This window comes from Kiloniella sp. EL199 (genome assembly GCF_900313065.1).
Lineage (GTDB): Bacteria > Pseudomonadota > Alphaproteobacteria > Kiloniellales > Kiloniellaceae > Kiloniella.
This window is the reverse complement of record NZ_OMPU01000010.1, coordinates 262,928-286,891: the sequence shown is the minus strand read 5'-3', so window position 1 is coordinate 286,891 and position 23,964 is coordinate 262,928. Positions and strand designations below refer to the sequence as shown.

Here is a 23,964-nt window from a genome sequence, read left to right as displayed (position 1 = left end):
AGCGATATATGCTGCCATTTTAACATAATATACGATATTTTCTCTAGAAAATTTTACTTTTCCCAGATATATAATCTACATGAGTGAGAAAAAGCTGGATCGAATAGACAGAAACATCCTTCGTGTTTTGCAAGAAGACGGGCGCGTCTCAAACGTTGAACTTGCCCGACGTGTGAATTTGAGTCCAACACCCTGTTTGGAAAGGGTCAAAAGGCTAGAGCAAAGTAACTATATTAAAGGCTATATGGCGACACTTAACCCCGTTAAGATTAACGCAAGCCTTTTGGTTTATGTCCAAATCACCCTAGAAAGAACAACCTCTGCTGCCTTTGAAGAATTCAAAAAATCCATGATGGAGATTCCTGAAGTTCTGGAGTGCCATATGGTTTCCGGCGGGTTTGATTATCTGATAAAAGTCCGCGCAGCTGATATGGTTGAATACCGAGGCATTTTGGGGGATAAACTGGCTGCAACACCCTGGGTGTCCCAAACCCACAGTTACGTTGTTATGGAAGAAGTTAAAAACACCAACATCCTTCCGGTAAAAGATAATTTTTAGCTACTATAATTCCATTCAGAATACCTTTCACAAAGAGACTGTTATGAGCACATCGGATCCGCAAGAAAGCATCAGTAATTTTGGGCAACACATGGGGTACCGCCTTGCAGAGTGGACTGAAAAATCAGCCAGCATTGCGCTGGCCATAGCAGATTGTCACCTGAACAGTGCCGGTATTATGCATGGTGGTGTCCTTGCGACCCTGATCGATACAGCCTGCGGTTATACACTCATCCACAACCCGGATCCCGCAAAGCGTCGGCGGGCAGTAACACTTTCTCTCAACACACAATTTACAGCTGCCGCCCAAGTTGGTGACAAGTTACTCGCAACAGGCACGCTGAAAGGTGGTGGCAAGCACATCAAGTTTTTATCATGTGATGTTAAAAATCAAAATGGACAGCTAGTTGGTCATGGCGAAGCCGTCATGAAAATATTCTAAAAAATCTTGGCTAGAGATATGTAATATTTTCTTGTTTAACTAACGAACAACGTCTTTTACCGGAGCAACGGTAATCACCAAACGACACACTTCTCCCTGCTCATCACAAAAGGGAAAGCATCCGCGGTAGAGGTCAATAAAGGATCGGTCTGATCTCGGGACAGGGCTTAACGTGAAAGATGCACATCGTTGTTGAGCTACATTTTCCATTTCCCGCCATTTAATTTCAGCCACATCGGAATCAAAAGCTTCAGCCAGACTTTGCCCCATAGAATTGACACCGGAGGCTTCGATTACTTTTTCACCCTCAAGTTTAATGATATGGCCGGATGGATTAGAGCCATTTCGCTGGATCACCATGATCCAAGGCAATATTTTTCGCACCTCAAGCGGGTTAAAATCGGACCATTGGGGCAAAGGAGCTTGATCAGAATTTGTTAGCTGCAATTTAGGCAAGCCGTCATAATAAGAAGCCATATAGGATACCGGGGAATTATCCGGGATCTCATCCAGATCCAGAACTTGATACATACACACCAGCCAATTCAAAATAAAAAACAGGAAAACAACGACTTCCGACCAAGTCATTCAAGTATATACACTTTTCTTGATATAAAGATAGAGACTAAAAAATGTAATTCCTGTTGATGGACTGTTACTTACCCTCAAAGTGAGGCTTTCGCTTTTCAAGGAAAGCAGCAATTCCCTCTTTATAGTCCGCGGTATCACAGCAAAGAAATGGCTGCGCCAATTCTGCCGTGGTCAAAGGTTCCGGGTTTTGTGCCCTTGTCGCATGTTTCTTATGCCACCGTGCAGCCAACGGCGCGCCCTCTGCAATCCGCCGCGCAGAATTATATGCTTCTGCTTCTGCGATATTATCTTCAACAACTCTGCCAACGAGTCCTTTTACACAGGCTTCTTCTGCTGAGAAAATGCGCCCTTCCAGAAGGAGTTCCATCGCCACACTGCGCCCTACCAGATCGACCAAGGCAATCATCGCCGGATATGGCAATACATTACCGATTTTATTAATCGGAATACCAAATCTGGCTGATTGATTGGCTATCCTAAGATCACACTGAGTTGCAATTTCCAACCCTCCACCCATGCACGCCCCCTCAACAAAAGCTAGCGTTGGATGCGGGCATTGGCGAATAGCAACAGCCGCCCGATCCATTGGCTTGGCATAGTTAGCAGCTTGCAGTGATGAAAAGCGGACTTTCTGAAACTCTGCAATATCTGCACCCGCCGCAAAAGCTTGACCGCCAGCACCGCGAATAACAACACAGCGCAAGGTATCATCCTTCCCAAGCTTAAGCATGACAGTCCCAAGATCCTGCCACATAGCCAGATTAAAAGCATTAAGCTTCTCCGGGCGGTTCAACACAACCGTCGCCACATTTCCTTCGCGCCAAACCAAGACAGTGTCTTGATTGTTTTTCTTATTATTTTTTTGGGAATTTTTAGACATTCTTCCTCACGAAAAGAGCTATTTTGACAAGCAGGGCTTCGCAATAAAATAACCACCCCCATCATATGACGCTATCACTAACATGAATGTTTTTTGACCACCCCCCTCCAAACGGGAAAAATATTGCAGCGAAGCAAAGCAAGAGGTAAACAGATCCAAATTATTTGAGTAGCGATGAACCAAAAGCTATTGGCAACAGACCCAAGGACCGGACACGCGATGAGCAAAATCACCGAAACTGCCAGAACAACAGCCTCAATTCTAATGGAAATCGAAGCGGTTCTCTTCCGCCCGGAAGATCCCTTTACCTTTACATCTGGCCGTATCAGTCCCGTTTATGTTGACTGCCGGAAAATTATTTCCTTCCCCCGCGCCCGGGCCAGGCTCATGGACATGGCTGTTGAGCTTATCCAGCGCAATATTGGATATGAATCCATTGATGCCATTGCTGGCGGAGAAACAGCCGGTATTCCCTTTGCCGCGATGATTGCAGAACGTATGGGCCTGCCCATGTTGTATGTTCGTAAAAAACCAAAAGGTTTTGGACGCGATGCACAGATAGAAGGCTATATGGCTGAAGGCAGTCGCGTTCTTCTGGTTGAAGATCTGGCAACAGACGGCGGATCAAAACTTAACTTTGTTGAAGCCATCCGCAAAGCTGGTGGCAAATGTGACCACACCTTTGTTTTCTTCCACTACGGCATTTTCCCACAATCCGTGAGCGATTTGGCCAAGGAAGGCGTGACACTACATGCCCTCGCCACTTGGTGGGACGCCCTCAAAGTTGCCGAAGAAAAGGGCTATCTTCAAAACGATAACCTTGTGACTGTCAGATCCTTCCTGAGTAATCCCAACGAATGGTCAAAAGAGCGCAGCGGCAAAGCCGACTAGCTCTTTCTTGAATCAGACAATTGTGTTCAAAGGGCGGTTATCTACCGTCCTTTTGCGTGTACTATCTTTGGTGATGAACAAAACTCTCATTGTGAAAATACAATAACTTGACAAAACACTCCTCAGATATTATTTCGATAAATATAGAAATTATATCTGAGGATACTATGGATCTGGATAAAGCAGCAATCTGCCTTTCAAAACTGGGGAACCCGGCACGTCTCGCAATGTTCCGCCTGTTGGTTAAAGCCGGGGACGAAGGACTTGCTGTAGGTGACATTCAAAAAGAACTGGATATGCCTCATTCCACACTCTCACATCATATCTCGCATATGATGGCATCAGGGCTTTTGATCCAGTCACGTGAAGGTCGAGTTCTACGTTGCCGACTGGATTACAAACTGACAAACAGTCTGTTGGATTATCTGATGGAAGACTGCTGTAAAGGACTTCAGGAAGCTTAACAACAGAGATTAAACTCGGGACAAACTAAATCGTAAATTAAAAGTAAGAGAGCCATAATGAAAAAAGTTCACTCAAATATTTTGATAATTCTAGAAACAAGGTAATGATATGTCTTTCCTTGAAATAACAAAATGGAACAGTTTGCGACTGGACAAGGTTATCCTCGCATTTTTGCTCACCCTCGTATTAATTGCCATTCTTGATCAAAACCAGCTATGGCCTTCGATCGTTTTTGCAGTAAAGAACATTGTTGCCATCCTTCCCTTTATTGCTCTCTCTATTGGTGTTGCGGCCTATACAAAGGTGAGTAATCTCGACAGCAAAATCAATACAACGACATCTGGAAACCCCATTGTCAGTATTGGCATAGCTGCCTTGTTTGGCACGCTATCCCCCTTCTGTTCCTGTGGTGTCATTCCTTTAATCGCTGGCTTGCTCCGTGCGGGCGTTCCCCTCGCCCCGGTTATGGCATTCTGGATCTCCTCTCCCCTGATGGACCCCGAAATGTTTATTCTAACCAGCGCCGTTTTTGGCCTGGAATTCACGACCTTCAAAACGATTGCAGCTTTTCTGATGGGAACAACGGGCGGTATTATTGCTTATCTGATGGTTCGCGCGGGTTATTTTCAGGAAATCATGCGTCCACAAACATCAGGGGGCTGCGGATCGTCTTGTGCCACTAATCAGAAACCGGATACAACAATCTATTGGAAGTTCTGGCACGATCCCAAGCGAACAGAGACCTTTAAGACAGAGGCCATGACCAATGGCTGGTTCCTTTTCAAATGGCTGGCACTTGCGTTCCTGTTCGAAAGCTTGATGGTCGCCTATCTGCCTGTTGATAAGGTTGCCTTGCTCTTCGGAGATGAACAGTGGTGGTCAATTCCGCTTGGGGCGCTTATCGGTATTCCAGCCTATCTGAACGGCTATGCCGCCATTCCCACCATCAATAGTTTGATCGAACTTGGTATGGGCGCAGGTACAGGAATGACCTTTATGCTTGCAGGTTCAGTCTCCTCAATTCCGGCCGCGATGGGGGTATACGCACTGGTCAAAAAGCCAGTCTTCATCCTGTATCTTCTGCTCGGCCTTTTTGGGGCAATCCTATCGGGGTATGCTTTTACGGCTTGGGTAACCCTCTAGGGTTTCCGAACAGAAACAAGGGCCTTAGTTCCAGCTAAGGCCCTTATTCAATTTCCAAACTTAAAATTTCATCAAAGCTCGATTGACCTCTGGAAATAACCGAGTAGAATTATGACATGGGGTTGCGAACACCCCGTGAGGCGACAGCCTAAGTTTCGCATCCTAATTCAACACCTAAAGTGTGAGAGGATGCGCTATGCCATCACCTAATGAAATTAAAGTATCTCAATTGTCCCGTCTCGTCGGCACACCGGACTCTCCGGTTATTATCGACCTGCGAATTGATGAAGACTTTGCAGAAGATCCAGAACTTATTCCCCAGTCCTTTCGCTATCCTTTTCAGAACATTGCTGCCTTGGCACCATCCCTGCAAAACCAGCATGTGGTCGTTAGCTGTCACAAAGGAAAAAAAATCAGCCAGGGAACGGCTGCTATCTTGCGTGACCATGGCGTGCGAACTGAAAGTCTGGAAGGAGGATTTCTTGGCTGGAAAGAAGCAGGCAATCCGCTGGTTCCTGTCGATAAAATCCCTGATAGAAACATCGATGCGCGAACAGTATGGGTGACCAGATTACGCCCAAAGATTGATCGCTTGGCTTGTCCCTGGTTAATCCGCCGTTTTATCGACCGCAATGCTCAAATTCTTTATGTAACAGCACCTGAAGTCATGGATGTCGCAGAGAAATTCAATGCCACACCCTTTGATGTTGAAGATGTTTACTGGAGCCACCGCGGCGAGAAGTGCACATTCGATACGATGATTGAAGAATTCTGCCTTGAAACAGAACCGCTTAAACGACTTGCAACAATCGTTCGCGGCGCAGATACCAACCGACATGATTTGGCACCGGAAGCTGCCGGGCTTCTCGCCGCATCCTTGGGGTTATCACGCATGTATCGTGACGATCTGCAACAACTAGATGCAGGCATAGCGCTCTATGATGCCTTTTACCGCTGGGCACGAGATGCCACCAGTGAAAGTCATGATTGGCCAGCCCCCAATTCCCAACGCCCCTCAAAAGGGAATTAGGTCATGTCTTCGATAGAAAACAATATGTCAAAGAATAGTAAATCATCAGAGATTACATCCCAAGAGACAGCAGAAACTGCCTCTGCTCACCCATCTATGGGCGAGTTGTTTCATGTCTGGCTTAAAATTGGACTGCTTTCATTCGGCGGCCCAACAGCTCAAATAGCCTTAATGCATCGCATGATTGTCGAAGAACGGCCTTGGTTAAGCGAACGGCAATACCTCAACGCCCTCAGTTTTTGCATGTTGCTGCCCGGACCTGAGGCCATGCAACTTGCTACCTATACAGGGTGGCGATTGCACGGTTTTCTTGGGGGCTTATTGTCAGGGTTACTTTTTGTTATCCCTGGTGCCTTGGTCGTACTGACCTTCGCCACAATCTATGCCCTCTTTGGAGATGTCCCCCTTGTAAATGCTCTTTTCCTTGGCGTGAAAGCCTGTGTCTTGATTATTGTTATTGAGGCTCTTCATCGCGTCGCCAAGAAAGTCCTGCGTTTACCTGAACATTGGATTATTGCCGGATTGGCATTTATCGGTATTTTCTTTTTAAATCTTCCCTTCCCCATGATCATTTTTGTTGCTGCCTTGTTTGGCTTTCTACGTAACAACGCCGATACAACCGCCACCGATGAAGTCAAGAAGCGTACCCGTAATTTCAAGCAAACTCTTGGCACCATTGCGCTATGGCTTGTCATATGGGCGACCCCGCTTGTCCTGCTAGACGTCTTCGCACCACAGTCTATCCTCAATGACATCGGGATCTTCTTTTCCAAACTCGCTGTGGTTACATTCGGCGGCGCTTATGCTGTTCTTGCCTATATGTCACAGGACGTTGTTATTCATTTTGGCTGGTTAACAGCCGGAGAAATGATGGATGGATTGGGACTGGCAGAAACCACCCCCGGCCCCTTGATTTTGGTAACAGAGTTTGTCGGATTTATAGCTGCTTTCCGCGAAGGCGGCCTAAGCCTTGGTCTGCTCGGTGCTCTGGTAACACTGTGGGTGACATTTGCCCCCTGTTTTCTTTGGATCTTTGTTGGTGCTCCTTACATCGACTGGATTGGAGGTCAACCAAGATTACGGAGTGCCCTGAGCGGCATTGCCGCCGCGGTTGTCGGCGTGATCTTAAATCTGTCTATCTGGTTTGGATTACACGTTTTCTTTGCCAAAGTAGAAGCTGAAGCTTTCGGTCCATTTACTGTCTGGATACCTGATTTAAGTTCACTGGACTGGCGAGTTATTTTACTCTCGTCAGTGTGTAGCTTGCTAATCCTGAAATGTCATTGGAGCCTCACGCGTGTTTTATTGATCTCTGCGCTCAGCGGAGCCGGATTGGTTTGGGTGGGCTTGTAACAAACACTTTATTCAATCAGGGCCGGTGTTCAATGACACAAGAATATCGGCCTTTAAGTGACTTTCCTAAACTTCAAAATAAACTCAAAACCGAAGCCCAATAAACAATCGGTAAACTACATTTGATAAATGAAATTTATCATAACTGTTGTGTTCCTGATAATCCCTATTCCATACTTCTAGTTGCTACATATCTGAAATATAACAATCCAAATGACCAAACAGGATGCATCATGGGACACGATCATTCACACGACCATACAGATCCGCCTTCTGATCCAGCGCTCAGGGTCAAAGCCCTTGAATCCTTACTTGTGGAAAAAGGGTTAGTTGATCCCGCCGCCATCGATGAAATTATCGAAACCTATGAGACCAAAGTTGGCCCGAGAAATGGTGCAAAGGTTGTAGCCAGAGCCTGGACAGACCCTGATTTTAAATCCCTGTTACTCTTGGATGCCAACAAAGCTATTCATTCCATGGGCTATACAGGACGTCAGGGTGAACACATGAAAGTGGTCGAGAATACAGCAATCCGACATAATCTTGTCGTTTGCACCCTTTGTTCCTGCTACCCTTGGACTGTTCTTGGACTCCCCCCTGTCTGGTACAAGTCTGCTCCCTATCGGGCCCGAGCCGTATCCGACCCCAAAGGCGTTTTGGCAGAGTTTGGTACAACGCTCCCCAAAGATGTGAAAATTTCCGTATGGGATTCAACGTCAGAAATGCGTTTCCTTGTTCTTCCCCTGCGCCCCGAAGGCACCGATGATTGGACTGCAACAGAGCTTGAAAAGCTTGTTACCCGTAATTCCATGATCGGTGTCGAGCAAGCGTTAACGCCTGAAAAACTGCAAATTATAGAAGCAAACGAAAAGCCTTGACCATAAATATTCCCGAATTACTAACTATTCATAGATCAAAGACTTTTATGACAGGAGAGATTTTATGAACGGCGCACACGATTTGGGTGGAATGCACGGATTAGGGCCGATCAATCCTGAACCGGAACAGGAAGAGCTAACTTTTCATGCTGAGTGGGAAAAACGTGCTCTGGGTTTAACCTTAACCGCGGGATGGCTTGGGCAGTGGAACATCGACATTTCTCGCTTTGCTCGTGAACGCCAACACCCCGTAGCTTATCTTTCTAACAGCTATTATGAAAACTGGTTGGCTGGTCTGGAAACGCTTCTGGTGGAACGCGGAGTTATCTCGCCCGAAGAACTGGCGCAGGGAAAAGCGATTGATCCAACACCTGATGAGCTTACAGAAAAATGTGCCCCGGCTTCAGCCGTTCAAGGTATTCTCTCGTCTGGCGGGCCATGTGATTTGGAAACCGATATCCCGCAAACATTCCAGATAGGCGACAAGATTAAAGTTATTCAATTCAATCCCATAGGACACACGCGCGCCCCAAGATATGTTAGAGGTCACGAAGGAATAATTAGTGATTATTACGGTAGTTTTATTTTACCTGATGAAAATGCGCAGGGAAATAAAATCGGGCAGCACCTGTACAATGTTTCTTTTGATGGAAATCAATTGTGGGGCGACGACAACGATACAACGATACACGTTGATCTCTGGCAAAGTTACATGGAACCAGCATGAGTAAGACCACCCAGCATTTTTGTAATAGCCTTCCTCAAATCCCAACCGACGCAGAAGGACCTGTTTTTGCCGAACCATGGCAGGCACAGGCCTTTGCCCTGGCTGTCCACCTTTGTGATGAAGGTCATTTCACATGGTCGGAATGGGTCGATATGTTCAGTCAGGAAATCAAACTTGCACAAGTAAATGGTGATCCCGATCTAGGTAATACCTATTACAATCATTGGCTCAATGTACTTGAGAAAATCGTCACTCAGAAACAAGCAATCAAATCTGAGGAAATGATCGCGCGTAAGGAAGAGTGGCGCAGCGCCTATCTGCGCACTCCTCATGGACAGCCTGTTGAGTTGTAAATCTTTTAACTATTCATCAAAAAACTCGACGGATGATGATCCAAGTATATCATACCGCAATAGTGCCCCGTGCCCCCACAAACTGTCCGATCGCAAAAACAGCAACAAAGGCGCTTATGCCAATGACAATAGCGACGCCTCTGGCTGTCAGAAAGTCAGTAAACAACAAAACGACAATAAAGCTACTTACCACCCACCCAACATCAGCAGCAGAAATAGACATGATCTTTGGTTTGGACAGATAGTGATCCCGAACCAGAACAATAAGATTAATCGCGAAAGCCAAAAGCAATACTCCTAACCCTATAAAAGCGCCGGAAATCCAGGGCATTTCTTTTGCCATCATTATCTCGGCAATGACATCCGGAAAGAAAATCAATGCAGATCCTGTAACAATAGAGAACCCGGCGTTCAGCCCAAGAAAAACGCGGGCCCAGAAGAAACTTGGGACATGGTTTTGCATTTGCCTTCTCCTAAATTTATTTCTGCCAACCATCCATGATGTAAAAATGAGATTCAATTACCTCGGAAGTAATAGACTCTGACCTATTATCCAGAAATAATGTCTTCATGAGTCATCAAGCCCCCCATAGATCACAAGCTTTCCCCGAGCTATTAAAAAACTGGCGCAAGAAAAGCCGGTTCAGCCAACTGGATCTGGCATTAGAAGCCGGCCTTTCACAAAGGCATGTCAGTTTTCTGGAAACAGGAAGATCAAAACCAAGTCGCTATTCAATCCAACAGCTTGGACAGGCGATGAACTTACCCGCTTCTGAAATTGATGTTCTAATGCTTACAGCTGGGTTTGCCACACGCACAAACAACCGCAATTGGTCAGAGGCAACACGTACCGCTATCAATTCATCTATCGATCATATTCTGGCAAGCCATAACCCCTACCCGGCTGTTGCCGTTGACCGGATATGGAACCTGCAAAAAGCAAACTCTGCAGCAGGTGTTTTCTTTCAGATGCTTGGCCATGATGGCGACCCCAATATGCTAAGGGCACTTCTAAAACCGGGAAAGGTGCGCGACAGTATGAATAACTGGGCGGAAAAGATACAAAGCCTGATGCGCTTGTTTGAACTGGAAGTAGCTCGCCGCCCAAATGACCACGAAGCTTTCGAACTTCTTCAGGAACTAAAGAACCTTCCTGATGTCAATGTCGCTTTGGATCTAAAGACCAAAGAAGATCCTCCGCCCCTGCTGACCATGCAATTTAAACTTGGGGAGAACGACATCACGTTATTTTCAATGATTACCACCGTCGGCCTGTCAAACGATGCCACGTTAGAGGATATTCGAATGGAGACCTTTTTCCCTGCAGATAAGCCAACGGAACAGTGGTTTCAACACAACATCGCACCGCATTTATAAAGCACAATACTTTCAACACTACATTTAACTAATGGGAATAGCTAAATCTATCCAGAGCAGACATTGATTTCAGAGACAAAAGATCATTGAAATTTTGAACGGCAGGCATAGATATAGATTTCAACCCTCATACCTACAGCTAATTTTTTGATAATAAATCACGTTTTTCTTTCCGAGAGCTCAAATATTTAACTGCTGGCCCCACGAGAGCAACTCAATTTTTATGATGCACAATCTGTCGTTCTGCCCGAGGAAATTACGGCGTCAGATGCATGGCGGATGATTGTCTCAAATCCTCTCCCGATAATGAAACTCGCCTTTCAAATTCGTGACAGAATATCGTCCTGTTTTGGCGTCAAACCAATCAAAGGTTTTTCAGGTCAATGGCCGGATAACTTACAAGTCGGTGAACAACTCGACTTCTTTCTGGTCGGCACATCTCGCCAAATGTTCTGACACTAACCGTAAGAGACAAACATCTGGATGTGATGACCTGTATCACGACAGATGGAACCAAATTAACCATTACATCATCTGTTAAAACTCATAACCTGTTTGGGCGTATCTATATGCTACCGGTCTCTATTGCTCACAGATTAATTGTCCCGTCAGATTTAAAGCGTCTAAAACATAAAATGATTAAAAATCAAAGCCCGCTGGCATAGGTTTTAGCCAACCATAAAACCAGAGGAATGCTAAAGAAGGACACGACAGTCTGTACCGTTGACGTCGCCGCATAGAGATCTGCATCACCCCCCATTTTCTTGGCTAGCAAATAGCCGTTCATGGCTGTTGGTACTGATGCGCAGACCATAAGAACGGAGAACGACAGACCAGAGATACCGAACCACAAAGCCCAACCAGCCATAACGGCCGGCGTGATAAACAACTTGCCAATCAATCCCACCAGTAACTCCCTTGATGGCTTGAGAGCGGCTTTTAGACTTAACCCGGCCCCTAGTGCCAATAGCGACATGCTCAAGGCTGCGCGCCCCAGAAGGTCCGCCATTGTCATCGCAGGTTCCCAGACCGTTACATCAAGTAGGTTAAGAACTAGACCGGTCAAAACACCCCATAGAATAGGATTAATGACAATGGTCCTTGTAATCTTTGAAAGAGACGGCCCTGATTGGTCGTCTGAATCTGAAAATGTTGCCAGAACAAAAATATTGGTGATTTGCAGAAATGGCACCATGACCGCCATCGCCAGCGCAATCAAAGCTCCACCATCTTGTCCGTACAGTTTCAGGACAATTGCCAAGGCTATGAAACCGTGCCAACGAGTTACCGTCTGATAGACCGTGGAAAATTGCCCCCGACGTGTTCCCCATATTTTTTGCAGTAAAGGCCATAGAGCCAGAGTGAAAAGGCCAAGGCTCAGCATCATGGCAAGTGCCGTAAAAACATACGGTCCGAGTTCAATCGCAGAAAGGTCCGCTTTGATCAGCGTTGTTGCCAGAATACAGGGGAAAAATATCCAGAAACAAAGCTCTTCGAGAACCCGCCAGTGCTCTTTGGGAACAAAGTTGCTTTTGCGTAGGCCAAATCCAAGCAGAATAATTGCAAAGATCGGGAAAATACTCTCGAAAACAACTAGCATGGGATAAAGGGCCTGGATAGTGCAGAAATCGAAAAGAAACGCCTCTATCCTTAGATCAGCTTTTCATTTCCACTTCAACCACTTCCAGAGTATTCCCGTGTTAAGAAAACACGCTGGCGTTAAGAACTACCCGACAGATACCCCCTTAGGCGCTCAGCCATAACATCACCTCTGGTGTCATAAGGGAAAAGCGTCAGGAACTTGCCATTCCGATCCATCAAGTATGTGAGCGTACTGTGCGCAGCGTCGTAATTAACTTCAGCACCATGCCCAGATCCATGATTGGCTCCGTGATTAGTATGATCTTCTTCAGACAACAAGATTTTATGACGCTGTACTCGATAGCTTTTAGCAGCCTTACTGATCTTTTCTTCACTACCAGTCAAACCGATTAAACTTGGATGAAAAGCAGTAACATAATCCGCAAGAACTTCCTGAGTATCTCGTTCAGGATCAATCGTAATAAAAATCGGCTGAATATCCTTGGCAGACTCACCCAATAAATCCAGAGCATCGGTAATATCACTCAACGTTGTCGGGCATATCGCCGGACAGTTTGTATAGCCAAAGAATATTAACTTAAACTGCCCGTCCCAATCGCTATCACGCCTCGTTTTCCCTGTGTGATCTTCAAGCTCAAAAGGACCACCAAACAAAGCGTCCAGGGCTGCAGGCCCCTTCGGGACTTTCTTGTCATCTATTACTGGCTTTTCATGGGTTGTTGAATGGCTCTCATGGGTCACGCTGGTTTCGGCAGCAAAAGTAACACCTGTAGCCATAACCAATACTGAAAATATTGAGACAACAGAATACTTAAAACCGGAGTATCCCGATACAAAACAAAGTTTCATCAATTATTCTTCCACATACACCAAGCCGGGAATACCAAGCTTTCCACTTTTCTCGACAATCTTTGCAACCCGGGGATCTTCGCGGAACCAGCGACCAAGCTTTTTACCGGGGTTGGCCGCTTTCCAGTTCTTGCCCCATTGATTGGCTTTCGACCACTCACCTGTCTCTTCAGATTTGATACGCTGAACGAAATAAATGGTCATCAAAGGATCTTTGATCAAAAGGCCATCCACATGCACCGTCTTGCCACACTGACCGATGAGATCATCTGTTCCACCGGCAAAGTTTGTGCCGCCTTTGACGACAGGGTAAAGCGTTCCATCATCCAGCAGCAGGCCAAGTTGCCTTTTACCATCGCCACAATTAGCCGGGCAATTACCAGATAACTCACAAGCCAGATCAACAACTTTGCCATCAAGTTCCTTGGCTTCTTCGTGTTCTATGCCCCATTCATTCGCAGCCTGCGCAGTTCCAAGAGCAACAGAAAGAGAGAAAATTGATGTTAATAGTAGTTTTGGAAAGGTTCTCATATCTCTATTCTCCGAAAGGGATGATGCCATAATCTTCGTGGTTCAAGTTCACCACACCTTTGTCATCAGCGACCTGATCAACAAAGAGATACTTCACACCATCACGTTCATAGAGATCTCCATCCACAGTTACCTTATGTGTCTGGATATTTACAATGGTAGGGTTCGCAACATTCGTGTCTTCGTTCTCAACCCTTAAAACCATATATACCTGCCCGTCTTCGCCCAGAATACTGACAGGAATGCCACCAATCGCACACCAAACAGCACACAAATGATGTGCTGTTCCTTGTGCATCCCCCATAATTTCGGTGACATAACACCAGGTATCAATAATTTCGCCTTCGATTTGTACACGCTGAGGAGAAGTAGCGGCCAAAGCAGCCGTCCAATAAGAAGAAAAGACACCCGTTGTAACAACAAGTCCGACAGGTAACAGTTTCAACTTCCTGATTGATGAGCGGAAAACATCTGAAAAAGTGCTAATCATCAAATCACCTTTTTAAAAAGGAGGCCACACACAAAATTCTATGTCGTTACTCTACTACTTAACGTATCAAATTATTTATCACGTCCTATAAAGTTTCTGTGTTCTTGTCAGAACACTTTACATGAGCAAAAACTATTGCGTTAAATCATTAATCATACGCGTGAGGTTGTCTGGTTCGATTGGCTTGCCAATACAATCATTCATTCCTGCTTTTTTATAATTCTTTTGATGTTCGGCAGAATAGTCTGCTGTCAACGCGATAATAGGCATATCCTTTACCCAAGGCTTATTAAGCTTGCGAATAGTTTCGGTGGCTTCGACACCGCCCATTTTCGGCATCATCACATCCATCAATACGATGTCGAATTTCTTATTTTTACAGGCTTCTACTGCATCAACACCATTCTCAACCAACATCACATTAAAGGAGTGTTCATCCAGGAACCGCTGAACAAGAATTTGATTAATTCTATTGTCTTCAGCAAAAAGAACTTCAAGCTGCCTGGATGATGATTTCGAAGTGCTGGGCGGGGTGCTTTTCAGAGAGGTAACAGCATTTGTCTGCGGCGAGAATGCCTCGATCATGCGTTTAACATCCTCGGCAAATCCCTGCCCGGTTGAAATATACTCAACTGTATCCGGCAAACTTTTAAAATGGCTATCTGTTTTGGGACGGCTTGTTAAGATGGCAAACGGAACATCTTTCAGTTTTGATAACGCCTGAAAAACAGTTGCGAGTTCAATACCGGAAATTGAGGGTAACTCACCAGAAACAATCACACCATTTGGAGGACTTGCCAACGCGTTTTCCAAAAGATTCAGCGTACTGTTAAAAGAAATCAGTCGCCAACCAGGCTTGTTTACTGCATTTTCCAATCGATGACGGTGTAACTTGCTAGAGGTAACAGTCATGATTTCGACTTCTTCCGAAATCGCTTCGATTTCAACATCGCTATGATTTGAAAAACCCGATTGAGGAAGAGATCTTAGAAGCTCGGTTGTCTCTGCCTCAGTTGGCAGCTTCGCGCTGTTAATTATCCCTCTGATATGATCCAGATAGATATTAACTTCGTTGATATTTGTAATCTCAAGCGCATTTTCTTTCGCAAGATAATCTTCCAGGCGATGCGCAATCATGGATATTACGGGATATCCGAAGACACTTCCTTGTCCTTTAAGGTTGTGCATTTCGCGACGAATAAGCTGGATAGCAGTACCAACATCATGTCTGCCGTCATAGACCTGATTTAACAGACCTTCCAGTTCATCCGTCACAACGCGGCATTGGTCAGCAAACTCTATTCTTAACCCTTGGAACCCCTCGTCCACATTTTTAAAAGCCATTGATATCTTTAACTTTCGAATCACTGGTTAAGTCAGGTTTTATTTTTATGCTTCAATCTAATACAAAAAGTATTACCAGAGTTATAAGCTAAGGTATTTCTTTTTTCGCATAAAGGTTATTCCACAAAAACGTGTGCAAATAAAAACATAATCTTATGCATTTCTCTGCTTGAAGTCCGCTCTTGTCTCGGCTGTAATCAAAAAATAATACAAAATATCTCTGAACAGGATTGCCAGATGAGTAACACGCCAAGCGCTATTGCCCCCAATTCCACTGCAGGTCGTGATGTTGCCTATTGTCTTCATCCCTATACAAATGCCCGGGCGCATGAAGAAAAAGGACCATTGGTTATTACGCATGGCCAAGGCGTCAATGTATTCGACGATCAGGGAAACTCTTATATCGAAGCCATGGCAGGTCTTTGGTCGACCTCGCTTGGTTTTGGAGAAGAGCGCTTAATTGAAGCGGCAAACAAACAGATGAAAGAGCTGCCTTATTATCACAGCTTTACACATAAAACACCGATCCCCCCGATTGAATTATCAGAAAAGCTTCTTTCCATGGCACCTGTTCCCATGTCGAAAGTCTTCTTCGCCAATTCCGGATCAGAGGCCAATGACACGGTCGTCAAACTGATCTGGTACTACAACAACGCAGTCGGACGCCCGGATAAGAAAAAAATCATCAGCCGTATCAAAGGATACCATGGTGTGACGGTTGCCAGTGCCAGTATGACCGGCCTGCCTGCAAACCATACTGATTTTGATCTTCCAATTACCAATATTCTTCATACCTCCTGCCCTCATTACTGGCGTTTTGGACAGGAAGGAGAAAGTGAAGAAGATTTCTCAAACCGTATGGCGGATGATCTGGAGAAAATGATTCTGGACGAAGGTCCAGAGACCATCGCCGCCTTTATTGGTGAACCCGTTATGGGTGCTGGCGGTGTTATTGTTCCCCCAAAAGATTATTGGGAGAAAATTCAGGCTGTTTTGAAAAAGTATGACGTTCTATTGATTGCTGATGAAGTCATTTGCGGTTTTGGCCGTACGGGCAATGCCTTTGGCTGTGAAACCTTTGGCATGAAACCAGATATTATTTCCGTTGCCAAAGCCCTGAGTTCTTCTTATCTGCCGATCTCAGCAGTCATGATTACAGACGAGTTGTACCAAGGTATCGCAGATAACTCTGCCAAAATAGGCGTACTGGGTCATGGCTACACCTATTCAGGGCATCCTGTTTGTGCCGCGGTCGCCTTGGAAACACTCAAGATCTATGAAGAGCGAAATCTTTTCGATGAAGCCGCCCGTGTGGGTGAACATCTTCAAGCAGAGCTCGCGCAGTTCAAAGATCACCCGCTGGTTGGAGAAGTCCGGGGTATTGGCCTAATTGCCGCTGTAGAGCTTGTTCAAAACAAAGACACAAAAGCTAGCTTTGATCCCGTTGGGAAAGTTGGAACCTATTTGAATGAACGCGCAATTGAAGAAGGATTGATTATCAGAAATATGGGTGACTCAATTGCCTTCTGTCCTCCCCTGATCATCACAACAGATGAAATTGATCATATCATTCATCGTTTCAGGACAGCTTTGGACAAAACTCTGGACTGGGTTAAAGCAGAAGATTTGATTTAACTCTCTATCGAAAAAAAAGCACCGAAAAAATGCGCCACATGTTACTGAGGTCAATTATGAAACTGCAGAACTGTGGCGCAATCGGCATCAAAACACGATCAAAAGAATTCCGAATACAATTCCCCTAATTGACATCGATCAATTACGCCCCGTTCAAACTGCGATAACACTGTTGTGTATAAGGAATATGAATCTTTATGCGTCGTTCAGTCGCGTTGGTGTTATAATAACGGCGCATTAGAGTGCGAATTGTTGTTGAATTCAGTTAAACTATTCATTAATTCAACAGCTGATAAGCTTGTTTCAGGAAAGCCTGTACACAAGTAAAAACAAGCCGGGTAAAACGGCTCACGTTAGGCGAGAAGAGCAATATGAACTACGAAGAGTATTTCAGTACGGCGATAGAAAACCTGAGAGAAGAAGGTCGTTATCGTGTTTTTGCTGACTTGGAGCGTAAGGCTGGTAAGTTTCCCAATGCGACACATTATAGCGCCAACGGTACCCATCCGGTAACGGTATGGTGTTCCAATGACTACCTTGGTATGGGCCAAAACCCCAAGGTAATTGCCGCAATGCACGAGGCGTTGGATAAATGCGGTGCTGGCGCTGGTGGTACCCGTAACATTTCCGGCAACAATCATTACCACGTTCTTCTTGAACAAGAGTTGGCAGACTGGCATCACAAGGAATCTGCGCTGCTCTTTACTTCGGGCTATGTATCTAACTGGGCTGCCTTGAGCACCTTGGCATCAAAACTGCCGAACTGTGTTGTTCTGTCTGATTCCATGAACCATGCCTCTATGATTGAAGGCATTCGCCACAGTAAAGCGGACAGAGTTATCTTTGAGCATAACAATCCCGAAGATCTGGAAGCCAAGTTAAAAGAAATCGATCCATCTCGCCCAAAGATCATCGCGTTTGAATCCGTCTATTCAATGGATGGCGATGTTGCCCCTATTGAGGCATTCTGTGATCTGGCCGACAAATATAATGCCCTGACCTATCTGGATGAAGTCCATGCTGTCGGTCTTTATGGATCACGTGGCGGCGGTATCACCGACAGGGATAACCTGACACACCGTTTGGATGTCATCGAAGGCACACTGGGCAAAGCCGTAGGTGTTGTCGGCGGATATATTACAGCATCAGCAAGCCTGGTTGATTTCATCCGTAGTTACGCATCCGGGTTTATCTTTACGACCTCACTCCCCCCGGCTGTCGCTGCAGGTGCATTGACTTCAATCAAGCATCTGAAAGAAAGCGCTTTTGAACGGAGCCGTCATCAGGATCGCGCACAGGAAACCCGCAAGCGCCTTAAGAAGGCTGGTCTGCCTGTTCTCGATTCGGAAACGCATATCGTACCGGTCATGGTTGGAGATCCGAAAGTTTGCCGCCAGATAACAGACACCCTGATGTCTCGCTATGGTATCTATGTTCAACCGATTAACTATCCGACGGTACCGAGGGGAACAGAACGATTACGGCTAACTCCCTCACCGGTTCATAGTGATGATGATATTGATTATCTGGTAAAAGCACTCAAGGAAATCTGGCAGGAACTGGAGCTTAAAATTGCTGCCTGAAAATTACCTTAATTGCGAATAGTTCTCATTTAACTGGACAGGTGAAAAACTTCGGGATATTTTACTCCTAGTTTGATATCTTGTCAGTGACACCTTCTATCCCGGAGAGAGAACTCTATGTACCGCGACAACACATTGGTCCCCGCAGAAGCCACGCGCCTTCTCGCACTTGGCCTGCTGATGGAAAATCCCATGAGCTATGCCATGTTGGCCCAGACTGTTCGCGGTTTCACCAGCCTTGTGGTTGGCCCTTCTCTTGATCTTATCGGCACACCGCTGGAAGTTTTGAAAGTCGAAGGCCTTGTGAGTGTGAATGATGCTTCTGATACAGAAACACTGTCTTTGACAGATGCCGGGCAAGAAGAATTTTCCTATCTAATGGGATCGAACCTTCGCGCACCCGTTACTGACATGAGTAAACTGATCATTGCAATTAAAATGCGTTTGCTTCACCTCGCTGATCAGACAACACAGACGATGCAGGTAAACTTGCTGGTCGATATCTATGAAAGACAACTCAATCGTCTTTTGGAACTAAAGCAGGGCTATTCCACCACAGAAGGTCAATTTGATAGCTGGCTTGATCTTGATATCAAACACACAACCGAACAGCTTAAAACCTACGAAAATATAGCTGAAGATATGGCAAAAGTGTTGCCTAAATAATAACAGGCACACAGCTTCTACGCCGCTTTATAATAAAGCGCGAAGCACCGGACTGGTATCTCTTTGTTTTTATTTTCAGTATGACAGCAACCATTTGAAAACCAGCACCAACAAAAATAGACATGGTCAGAATCTTTGGAAAACCACAGAGTCTGTCGTTAATCTGAGAAGAGACCAGAGTTCTCTTTTTTCCAGTATTTCCATGTCGTTATACAGCGCGTATCGCACTCAGGAAGTTCTCGACTTCCCCGCGTAAATTATCTGCTTTGGTGTTAAGTTCCTGTGTTGCAGTAGAAACCTGCTCGGATGTGGTTCCAGCGTCATTTGCAGCAAGGCTAACAGATTCAATATTGTTTGTAACTTCACCGGCACCGTTCGCAGCCAACTCAATGTTTCTTGAAATTTCAGATGTTGCAGCGCCCTGTTCTTCAACAGCCGAAGCAATGGCCGAGGCAATCTGATTCATTTCATTAATGGTGGACGTAATAGACTGAATTGCTGTTACCGCACTTTTGGTATCAGCCTGAACAGCATCAATTTGTGATGATATCTGCTCTGTTGCCTTTGCTGTCTGGCTGGCAAGGTTCTTCACCTCACTGGCAACAACGGCAAAACCCTTGCCTGCTTCACCAGCCCGCGCCGCCTCAATTGTTGCATTCAATGCCAAAAGATTGGTCTGTTCCGCAATATCGGAAATAAGACTGACAACATCCCCGATCTGGTCTGCTGTATTGGCCAGGCCCTGGATTTGCTGATCGGTTTTACCAGCTTCAGCAACCGCCTTGCTGGTAATTTCAGAAGACTGGTTTACCTGCTGACCAATCTCTTTAATAGAATAGGATAATTCTTCTGTCGCACTGGCAACCGATTGAACATTGACCGAAGCTTCCTGTGCCGCACCGGATACGACGGTTGCTCGTTCCTTGGTCTGTTGCGCAATGTCAGACATGGAAACTGCAGTACCCCTCATTTCTGAAATCGCGGCGCCAACCGATTCCAATAGCACGGAAACACCGCTGTCAAAATCTTGTGTCAGAGACGAAATCTTGTTCGTGCGTTCTTCACGCAGTTGCTGGACTTCCGCCTGCTCTTTCGCAAGCTCGTCGGTTTTGATCATATTATCTTTGAAGACCTGAACAGCAGTGGCCATTTCGCCAACTTCGTCTTCACGCCCCAACCCGGGAATATCAACGTTTTTCTCTCCCCCGGCCAATCGTCCCATCACCCCAGTCATTTGTTTGATCGGTTGCGCAATACCACGACCAACCAACATACCCAAACCACCGCCCAAGAGAATAGCAATAACAGTTGCCCCAATGATCACAGTATTTGTTGTGGTCACCGTGCCATCAGTTTCAACCTTTAGACTTTCCAGCTTTGACAACTCGTTTTTTCCAAAGGCGACCATGGAAGATCTGAAAGCTGTGAAATATTCTTCGCCTTTGGCCTCCCCAACCAAATCAGCCATGTCATCCATTGTTTTTGCCGATCCGATTTTCCGGCGCAGGGTAATGAGCGGCTCAACAACCTTTGACTGCCATTCCTTGACAGTTTCATCCAATTGATTGAGCAGCTCGACCTGTTCTTTGTTGTCCTTGAGAGCTGTCTTGAGATCAGCTGAGAGTTTAAATAACTCAACACTGCCGTCCGTATAGGGTTTAAGGAAGTCTTCCTGCCCGGCCAAAAGATAGCCGCGCATACCGGTTTCCATGTCAACTGCAGCCTTGAAAACTGCATTTGCCTGGATGATGATGCTGTTTGTGTCATTAACTTCCTTCAGCATTTTACCGACGGAGTCAGCATCCAGTTTTGTAAACATCAAAACAGCGTCAATTTTCTTTTGCCGTTCTGCCCTTTGCGTCACAACCTGTTTGATAAGACTTTCTATTTGGGCTTGGACTTTTTCAAAATAAACCTTGCCTTTGTTCTCGGCAACCAAACGTGCCATATCATTCATGGTTTCGGCATCACCGATTTGCCGACGTAATTCTATCGACGGCCCTGTAACAACATCCTGCCATTCCCGCAAGATCGTCTCGGCCTCGTTCAAAAGCGCCAGTTGTTCCGGATTGTCGCTCACATAATCCTTCAGCTTTGCGATCTTAGTATAAGTTTCTTCCTGTCCTTGTTCATAAGGAGTGAGAAAACTGGCCTGACCCGCCAAAAGATACCCCCGCATTGATGTCTGCATATCAACTGCAGACGCAATGGCATCTGTCATTTCCGAAAGTGTTTCATGGGCATCTTCAACATTTTTGGTTGCAGTCGATATATTGCCTATTGATGTAAAGCTCACCAAACTGATTACAACAAGCAAAGCCAGAGGAATAGCTATGCCAATTAAAATCTTTGGCATAGTTTTAAGAGATGACCACTTCATAAGACAACTACCTGGAATGTTATCGTTTTTTCTAAACCATAACGAATCATAATTACCAAGATATTAATTCTATTTATTGGCTAAACCTCAACACTTTGTCATTTTTCATCATATAATCTGCATCACAGAACGCAGAGTGTTTTCCAATGAAATTCAACAAACAACTCTTAATGCATTTGATATTGTTTCAGGTCACACTTCATAAATCTTTTCCCGCTATTCTAGGGGACAACGAACATTAGGAACCTGTTAACTGAACTAGCTTAATCTGTTGCATACAACAGTATGTTTAAAAATAAATATATAGTTACATTTTAGTATCTTAGGGGCATATCTGGGTAGGAGTTATACATAGTGCAGAATATAAAAAATAAAATGACATCTGTGAGCGCAAAAATCCTGGGCGTCATTGCATTGTGCATGCTCTCGCTTATGAGTGTGTCTGGCTTTTCAATCTACCAAATGCAACAAATCGGTGAAGAACTGGAAGGAATAGCAGAACAGAATATTCCTCTCACAAATATTCTGACAAAAATCACCACACACCAACTTGAACAAGCCATCAGCTATGAACGTGCAGCAAAATACGGCGAACATCGCACTGATGATGCTCATTTTGGTGAACTGTACGACAAAGCTAAGAAATCCTTTCAAGATCTAACCATTCTTGTTGATGAAGAAATACTCAAAGGCGAGGAAATTGCCGCAGATGCGATATCTCGTGCTCATAACGAGGCCGAATTTAAAGAATTCACTCATGTTCTGGAAGTCTTGAAAAAAGTTGAGAAAGAACATCACGACTATGACAAGCATGCCAATGAAATATTTAACCTGTTAGAAGCGGGTAAGCTCAAAGAAGCCTTCGCCGCGGAAGAAAAGTTTGAAGCCGAAGCAGAACAGTTAATACATGAGCTTGAAGAAATTCTGTTTGAAGTTGAAGAATTTACCGCCAATGCAGCACTGGCAGCAGAACACCATGAAATCTTTGCACTGCGTGTATTGATTATCCTGACTATTGTTGTTCTGATTCTGGCACCCCCTTATCTCCTTTATCATTATCAAAAAATCGATTATGACCCCACTTGCAAAAATCGTTGTCTCATTGGGTCGCCTGTTATCCGGCGATACTACGACGTCTGTTGATATCCAAAGCAATGATGAAATTGGCAGAGTTGCAAGTGCCCTCAATATCTTTCGAGAGAAACTTCAGGAAAACAATGAACTTCAGGCAGAAGCGGCCGCCTTGAAAGAGCGTGCAGCAAAAGCAGCAGAACAAGCACGCCTTGATATGGCGCAAAACCTAGAAGATACCGTTGGTGGCGTTATCCAGTCCGTTGCAGCCACAGCTACTGAAATGCATGCCTCTGCTGAAGCCTTGACGTCCATCGCAAAAGAAACTGATATACAGGCTCTTTCAGTCTCATCAGCATCAGATCAAGCCTCACACAATGTGCAAACTGTCGCATCGGCGACCGAGGAACTTTCTTATTCCGTACAGGAAATCACCCGGCAGGTTAAGGAATCATCTGATATCACTGCCAAGGCTGTAACCGAAGGCGAAAGTGCCAACAGCACAGTGCAGGGCATGGCAGAAATGGCAGATAAAATCGGTTCCGTTGTCAGCCTTATTAATGATATTGCGGAGCAAACCAATCTTTTGGCATTGAACGCAACAATTGAGGCTGCACGTGCAGGCGAAGCCGGTAAAGGCTTTGCCGTTGTTGCCAGCGAGGTTAAAAATCTAGCCAACCAAACAGCAAAGGCCACACAGGAAATTTCAGAACAGATTGCAGAAATGCAGAATGTGGCGGGTAATACTGCTGAAGCTATTAGTAATATCAGCAGTACCATCAACAAGGTGAATGATATTACCAAGCAAATTGCCGGGGTTGCACAGGAACAGGAAGCAGCTACACAGGAAATTTCCCGCAACATTCAACAGGCTTCGCAAGGCACACAAGAGGTTTCCAGCAGTATATCCGAAGTCAAGAACGGTGCCTCTCAGACAGAGACCAACGCCCAGGAAGTTTTATCTGCAACTGGTGAGCTTTCCTTGCAAACAGACGTGTTGAGTACAGAAATTGGGAAATTTCTTGAAACAGTACGGTCTGCTTGAGGTTTAAACATAAACCAGTTTCAGATGGCTTTCTTTCGAAGGTCATCTGTTTTTTTGCTCTCATTTAATTTCGGCTGAA

27 protein-coding genes are annotated in these 23,964 nt (G+C 45.2%); 18 read left to right on the top strand and 9 right to left on the bottom strand.

Going from position 1 to position 23,964, the window contains the following annotated elements:
* Positions 1-79 precede the first annotated feature (79 nt).
* Positions 80-559, top strand: a complete 480-nt coding sequence (locus D9A03_RS09825; protein ID WP_120497014.1) for an Lrp/AsnC ligand binding domain-containing protein — start codon at positions 80-82, stop codon at positions 557-559.
* 43 nt (positions 560-602) lie between these two features.
* On the top strand, positions 603-1,001 hold the full coding sequence (locus tag D9A03_RS09820) for a PaaI family thioesterase (RefSeq protein WP_120497013.1): 399 nt from the start codon (positions 603-605) through the stop codon (positions 999-1,001).
* A 39-nt stretch (positions 1,002-1,040) separates the two neighbouring features.
* Here the strand turns inward: D9A03_RS09820 and D9A03_RS09815 are convergent, their stop codons facing one another.
* Entirely contained in the window at positions 1,041-1,589 is a 549-nt protein-coding gene (locus D9A03_RS09815; RefSeq protein WP_120497012.1) for a hypothetical protein, read from the bottom strand.
* A gap of 67 nt (positions 1,590-1,656) precedes the next feature.
* Positions 1,657-2,472, bottom strand: a complete 816-nt coding sequence (locus D9A03_RS09810) for an enoyl-CoA hydratase/isomerase family protein (RefSeq protein WP_120497011.1) — start codon at positions 2,470-2,472, stop codon at positions 1,657-1,659.
* A gap of 174 nt (positions 2,473-2,646) precedes the next feature.
* Here D9A03_RS09810 and D9A03_RS09805 point away from each other — a divergent pair, with 174 nt between their 5' ends.
* The 8 genes from D9A03_RS09805 (at position 2,647) to D9A03_RS09770 (ending at position 9,312) form a co-directional block, all read left to right on the top strand.
* Positions 2,647-3,363 carry an orotate phosphoribosyltransferase gene (locus D9A03_RS09805; RefSeq protein ID WP_371682951.1) on the top strand — a complete coding sequence of 239 codons (717 nt, stop codon included), beginning with the start codon at positions 2,647-2,649 and terminating at the stop codon, positions 3,361-3,363.
* A gap of 167 nt (positions 3,364-3,530) precedes the next feature.
* Positions 3,531-3,827: a helix-turn-helix transcriptional regulator gene (locus tag D9A03_RS09800; protein WP_120497009.1), complete on the top strand. Its 297-nt coding sequence runs from the start codon at positions 3,531-3,533 to the stop codon at positions 3,825-3,827.
* A 109-nt stretch (positions 3,828-3,936) separates the two neighbouring features.
* Positions 3,937-4,971 carry a permease gene (locus D9A03_RS09795; RefSeq protein ID WP_120497008.1) on the top strand — a complete coding sequence of 345 codons (1,035 nt, stop codon included), beginning with the start codon at positions 3,937-3,939 and terminating at the stop codon, positions 4,969-4,971.
* Positions 4,972-5,167: 196 nt separating this feature from the next.
* Positions 5,168-6,001: a sulfurtransferase/chromate resistance protein gene (locus D9A03_RS09790; protein ID WP_120497007.1), complete on the top strand. Its 834-nt coding sequence runs from the start codon at positions 5,168-5,170 to the stop codon at positions 5,999-6,001.
* A gap of 3 nt (positions 6,002-6,004) precedes the next feature.
* Positions 6,005-7,354, top strand: a complete 1,350-nt coding sequence (gene chrA / locus D9A03_RS09785) for a chromate efflux transporter (protein WP_254055016.1) — start codon at positions 6,005-6,007, stop codon at positions 7,352-7,354.
* A gap of 233 nt (positions 7,355-7,587) precedes the next feature.
* Positions 7,588-8,232 carry a nitrile hydratase subunit alpha gene (nthA, locus tag D9A03_RS09780; protein WP_120497006.1) on the top strand — a complete coding sequence of 215 codons (645 nt, stop codon included), beginning with the start codon at positions 7,588-7,590 and terminating at the stop codon, positions 8,230-8,232.
* Between the two features lie 64 nt (positions 8,233-8,296).
* Positions 8,297-8,959, top strand: coding sequence for a nitrile hydratase subunit beta (gene nthB, locus D9A03_RS09775; protein WP_120497005.1), 663 nt, complete (start codon positions 8,297-8,299; stop codon positions 8,957-8,959).
* Complete coding sequence (locus D9A03_RS09770) at positions 8,956-9,312, top strand: nitrile hydratase accessory protein (RefSeq protein WP_120497004.1); 357 nt, start codon at positions 8,956-8,958, stop codon at positions 9,310-9,312. The genes nthB and D9A03_RS09770 overlap by 4 nt, the downstream gene beginning before the upstream one ends.
* Before the next feature lie 49 nt (positions 9,313-9,361).
* Here the strand turns inward: D9A03_RS09770 and D9A03_RS09765 are convergent, their stop codons facing one another.
* Positions 9,362-9,775, bottom strand: a complete 414-nt coding sequence (locus D9A03_RS09765; protein WP_120497003.1) for a hypothetical protein — start codon at positions 9,773-9,775, stop codon at positions 9,362-9,364.
* Between the two features lie 107 nt (positions 9,776-9,882).
* Between D9A03_RS09765 and D9A03_RS09760 the strand changes: the two genes are divergently transcribed.
* From D9A03_RS09760 to D9A03_RS20270, 3 genes are all read left to right on the top strand, one after another.
* Positions 9,883-10,689, top strand: a complete 807-nt coding sequence (locus D9A03_RS09760) for a helix-turn-helix domain-containing protein (RefSeq protein ID WP_120497002.1) — start codon at positions 9,883-9,885, stop codon at positions 10,687-10,689.
* Positions 10,690-10,881: 192 nt separating this feature from the next.
* Positions 10,882-11,145: a DUF2867 domain-containing protein gene (locus tag D9A03_RS20275; RefSeq protein ID WP_216825472.1), complete on the top strand. Its 264-nt coding sequence runs from the start codon at positions 10,882-10,884 to the stop codon at positions 11,143-11,145.
* Positions 11,127-11,354, top strand: coding sequence for a DUF2867 domain-containing protein (locus D9A03_RS20270; RefSeq protein WP_216825471.1), 228 nt, complete (start codon positions 11,127-11,129; stop codon positions 11,352-11,354). The genes D9A03_RS20275 and D9A03_RS20270 overlap by 19 nt, the downstream gene beginning before the upstream one ends.
* On the opposite strand, the gene D9A03_RS09750 is transcribed toward D9A03_RS20270, so the two are convergent.
* From D9A03_RS09750 to D9A03_RS09730, 5 genes are all read right to left on the bottom strand, one after another.
* The gene (locus D9A03_RS09750) at positions 11,336-12,289 is read right to left on the bottom strand and encodes an AEC family transporter (protein WP_120497001.1); all 954 of its coding nucleotides are present in this window, start codon (positions 12,287-12,289) and stop codon (positions 11,336-11,338) included. The genes D9A03_RS20270 and D9A03_RS09750 overlap by 19 nt on opposite strands.
* A 119-nt stretch (positions 12,290-12,408) precedes the next feature.
* On the bottom strand, positions 12,409-13,140 hold the full coding sequence (locus D9A03_RS09745; RefSeq protein WP_120497000.1) for an SCO family protein: 732 nt from the start codon (positions 13,138-13,140) through the stop codon (positions 12,409-12,411).
* Positions 13,141-13,143: 3 nt separating this feature from the next.
* Positions 13,144-13,671 carry a hypothetical protein gene (locus tag D9A03_RS09740; RefSeq protein ID WP_120496999.1) on the bottom strand — a complete coding sequence of 176 codons (528 nt, stop codon included), beginning with the start codon at positions 13,669-13,671 and terminating at the stop codon, positions 13,144-13,146.
* 4 nt (positions 13,672-13,675) lie between these two features.
* Entirely contained in the window at positions 13,676-14,161 is a 486-nt protein-coding gene (locus D9A03_RS09735; RefSeq protein WP_216825438.1) for a hypothetical protein, read from the bottom strand.
* Between the two features lie 132 nt (positions 14,162-14,293).
* Positions 14,294-15,505 (bottom strand): response regulator, encoded by a 1,212-nt coding sequence (locus tag D9A03_RS09730; protein ID WP_120496998.1) that lies wholly within the window; start codon positions 15,503-15,505, stop codon positions 14,294-14,296.
* A gap of 237 nt (positions 15,506-15,742) precedes the next feature.
* Here D9A03_RS09730 and D9A03_RS09725 point away from each other — a divergent pair, with 237 nt between their 5' ends.
* The 3 genes from D9A03_RS09725 to D9A03_RS09715 all read left to right on the top strand — a co-directional run bounded on the left by D9A03_RS09725 (position 15,743) and on the right by D9A03_RS09715 (position 19,389).
* Entirely contained in the window at positions 15,743-17,140 is a 1,398-nt protein-coding gene (locus D9A03_RS09725; RefSeq protein ID WP_120496997.1) for an aspartate aminotransferase family protein, read from the top strand.
* 371 nt (positions 17,141-17,511) lie between these two features.
* Positions 17,512-18,723 carry a 5-aminolevulinate synthase gene (gene hemA / locus D9A03_RS09720; RefSeq protein WP_120496996.1) on the top strand — a complete coding sequence of 404 codons (1,212 nt, stop codon included), beginning with the start codon at positions 17,512-17,514 and terminating at the stop codon, positions 18,721-18,723.
* Positions 18,724-18,840: 117 nt separating this feature from the next.
* Positions 18,841-19,389, top strand: a complete 549-nt coding sequence (locus D9A03_RS09715) for a hypothetical protein (RefSeq protein WP_120496995.1) — start codon at positions 18,841-18,843, stop codon at positions 19,387-19,389.
* A 208-nt stretch (positions 19,390-19,597) separates the two neighbouring features.
* Here D9A03_RS09715 and D9A03_RS09710 read toward each other — a convergent pair whose 3' ends face one another.
* Positions 19,598-21,769, bottom strand: coding sequence for a CHASE3 domain-containing protein (locus D9A03_RS09710; RefSeq protein WP_120496994.1), 2,172 nt, complete (start codon positions 21,767-21,769; stop codon positions 19,598-19,600).
* Between the two features lie 354 nt (positions 21,770-22,123).
* On the opposite strand from D9A03_RS09710, the gene D9A03_RS09705 reads away from it, so the two are divergent.
* On the top strand, positions 22,124-22,912 hold the full coding sequence (locus D9A03_RS09705; RefSeq protein ID WP_120496993.1) for a Tar ligand binding domain-containing protein: 789 nt from the start codon (positions 22,124-22,126) through the stop codon (positions 22,910-22,912).
* Positions 22,842-23,885 (top strand): methyl-accepting chemotaxis protein, encoded by a 1,044-nt coding sequence (locus tag D9A03_RS09700; RefSeq protein WP_120496992.1) that lies wholly within the window; start codon positions 22,842-22,844, stop codon positions 23,883-23,885. Before D9A03_RS09705 ends, D9A03_RS09700 begins: the two co-directional genes overlap by 71 nt.
* Positions 23,886-23,964: the final 79 nt, after the last annotated feature.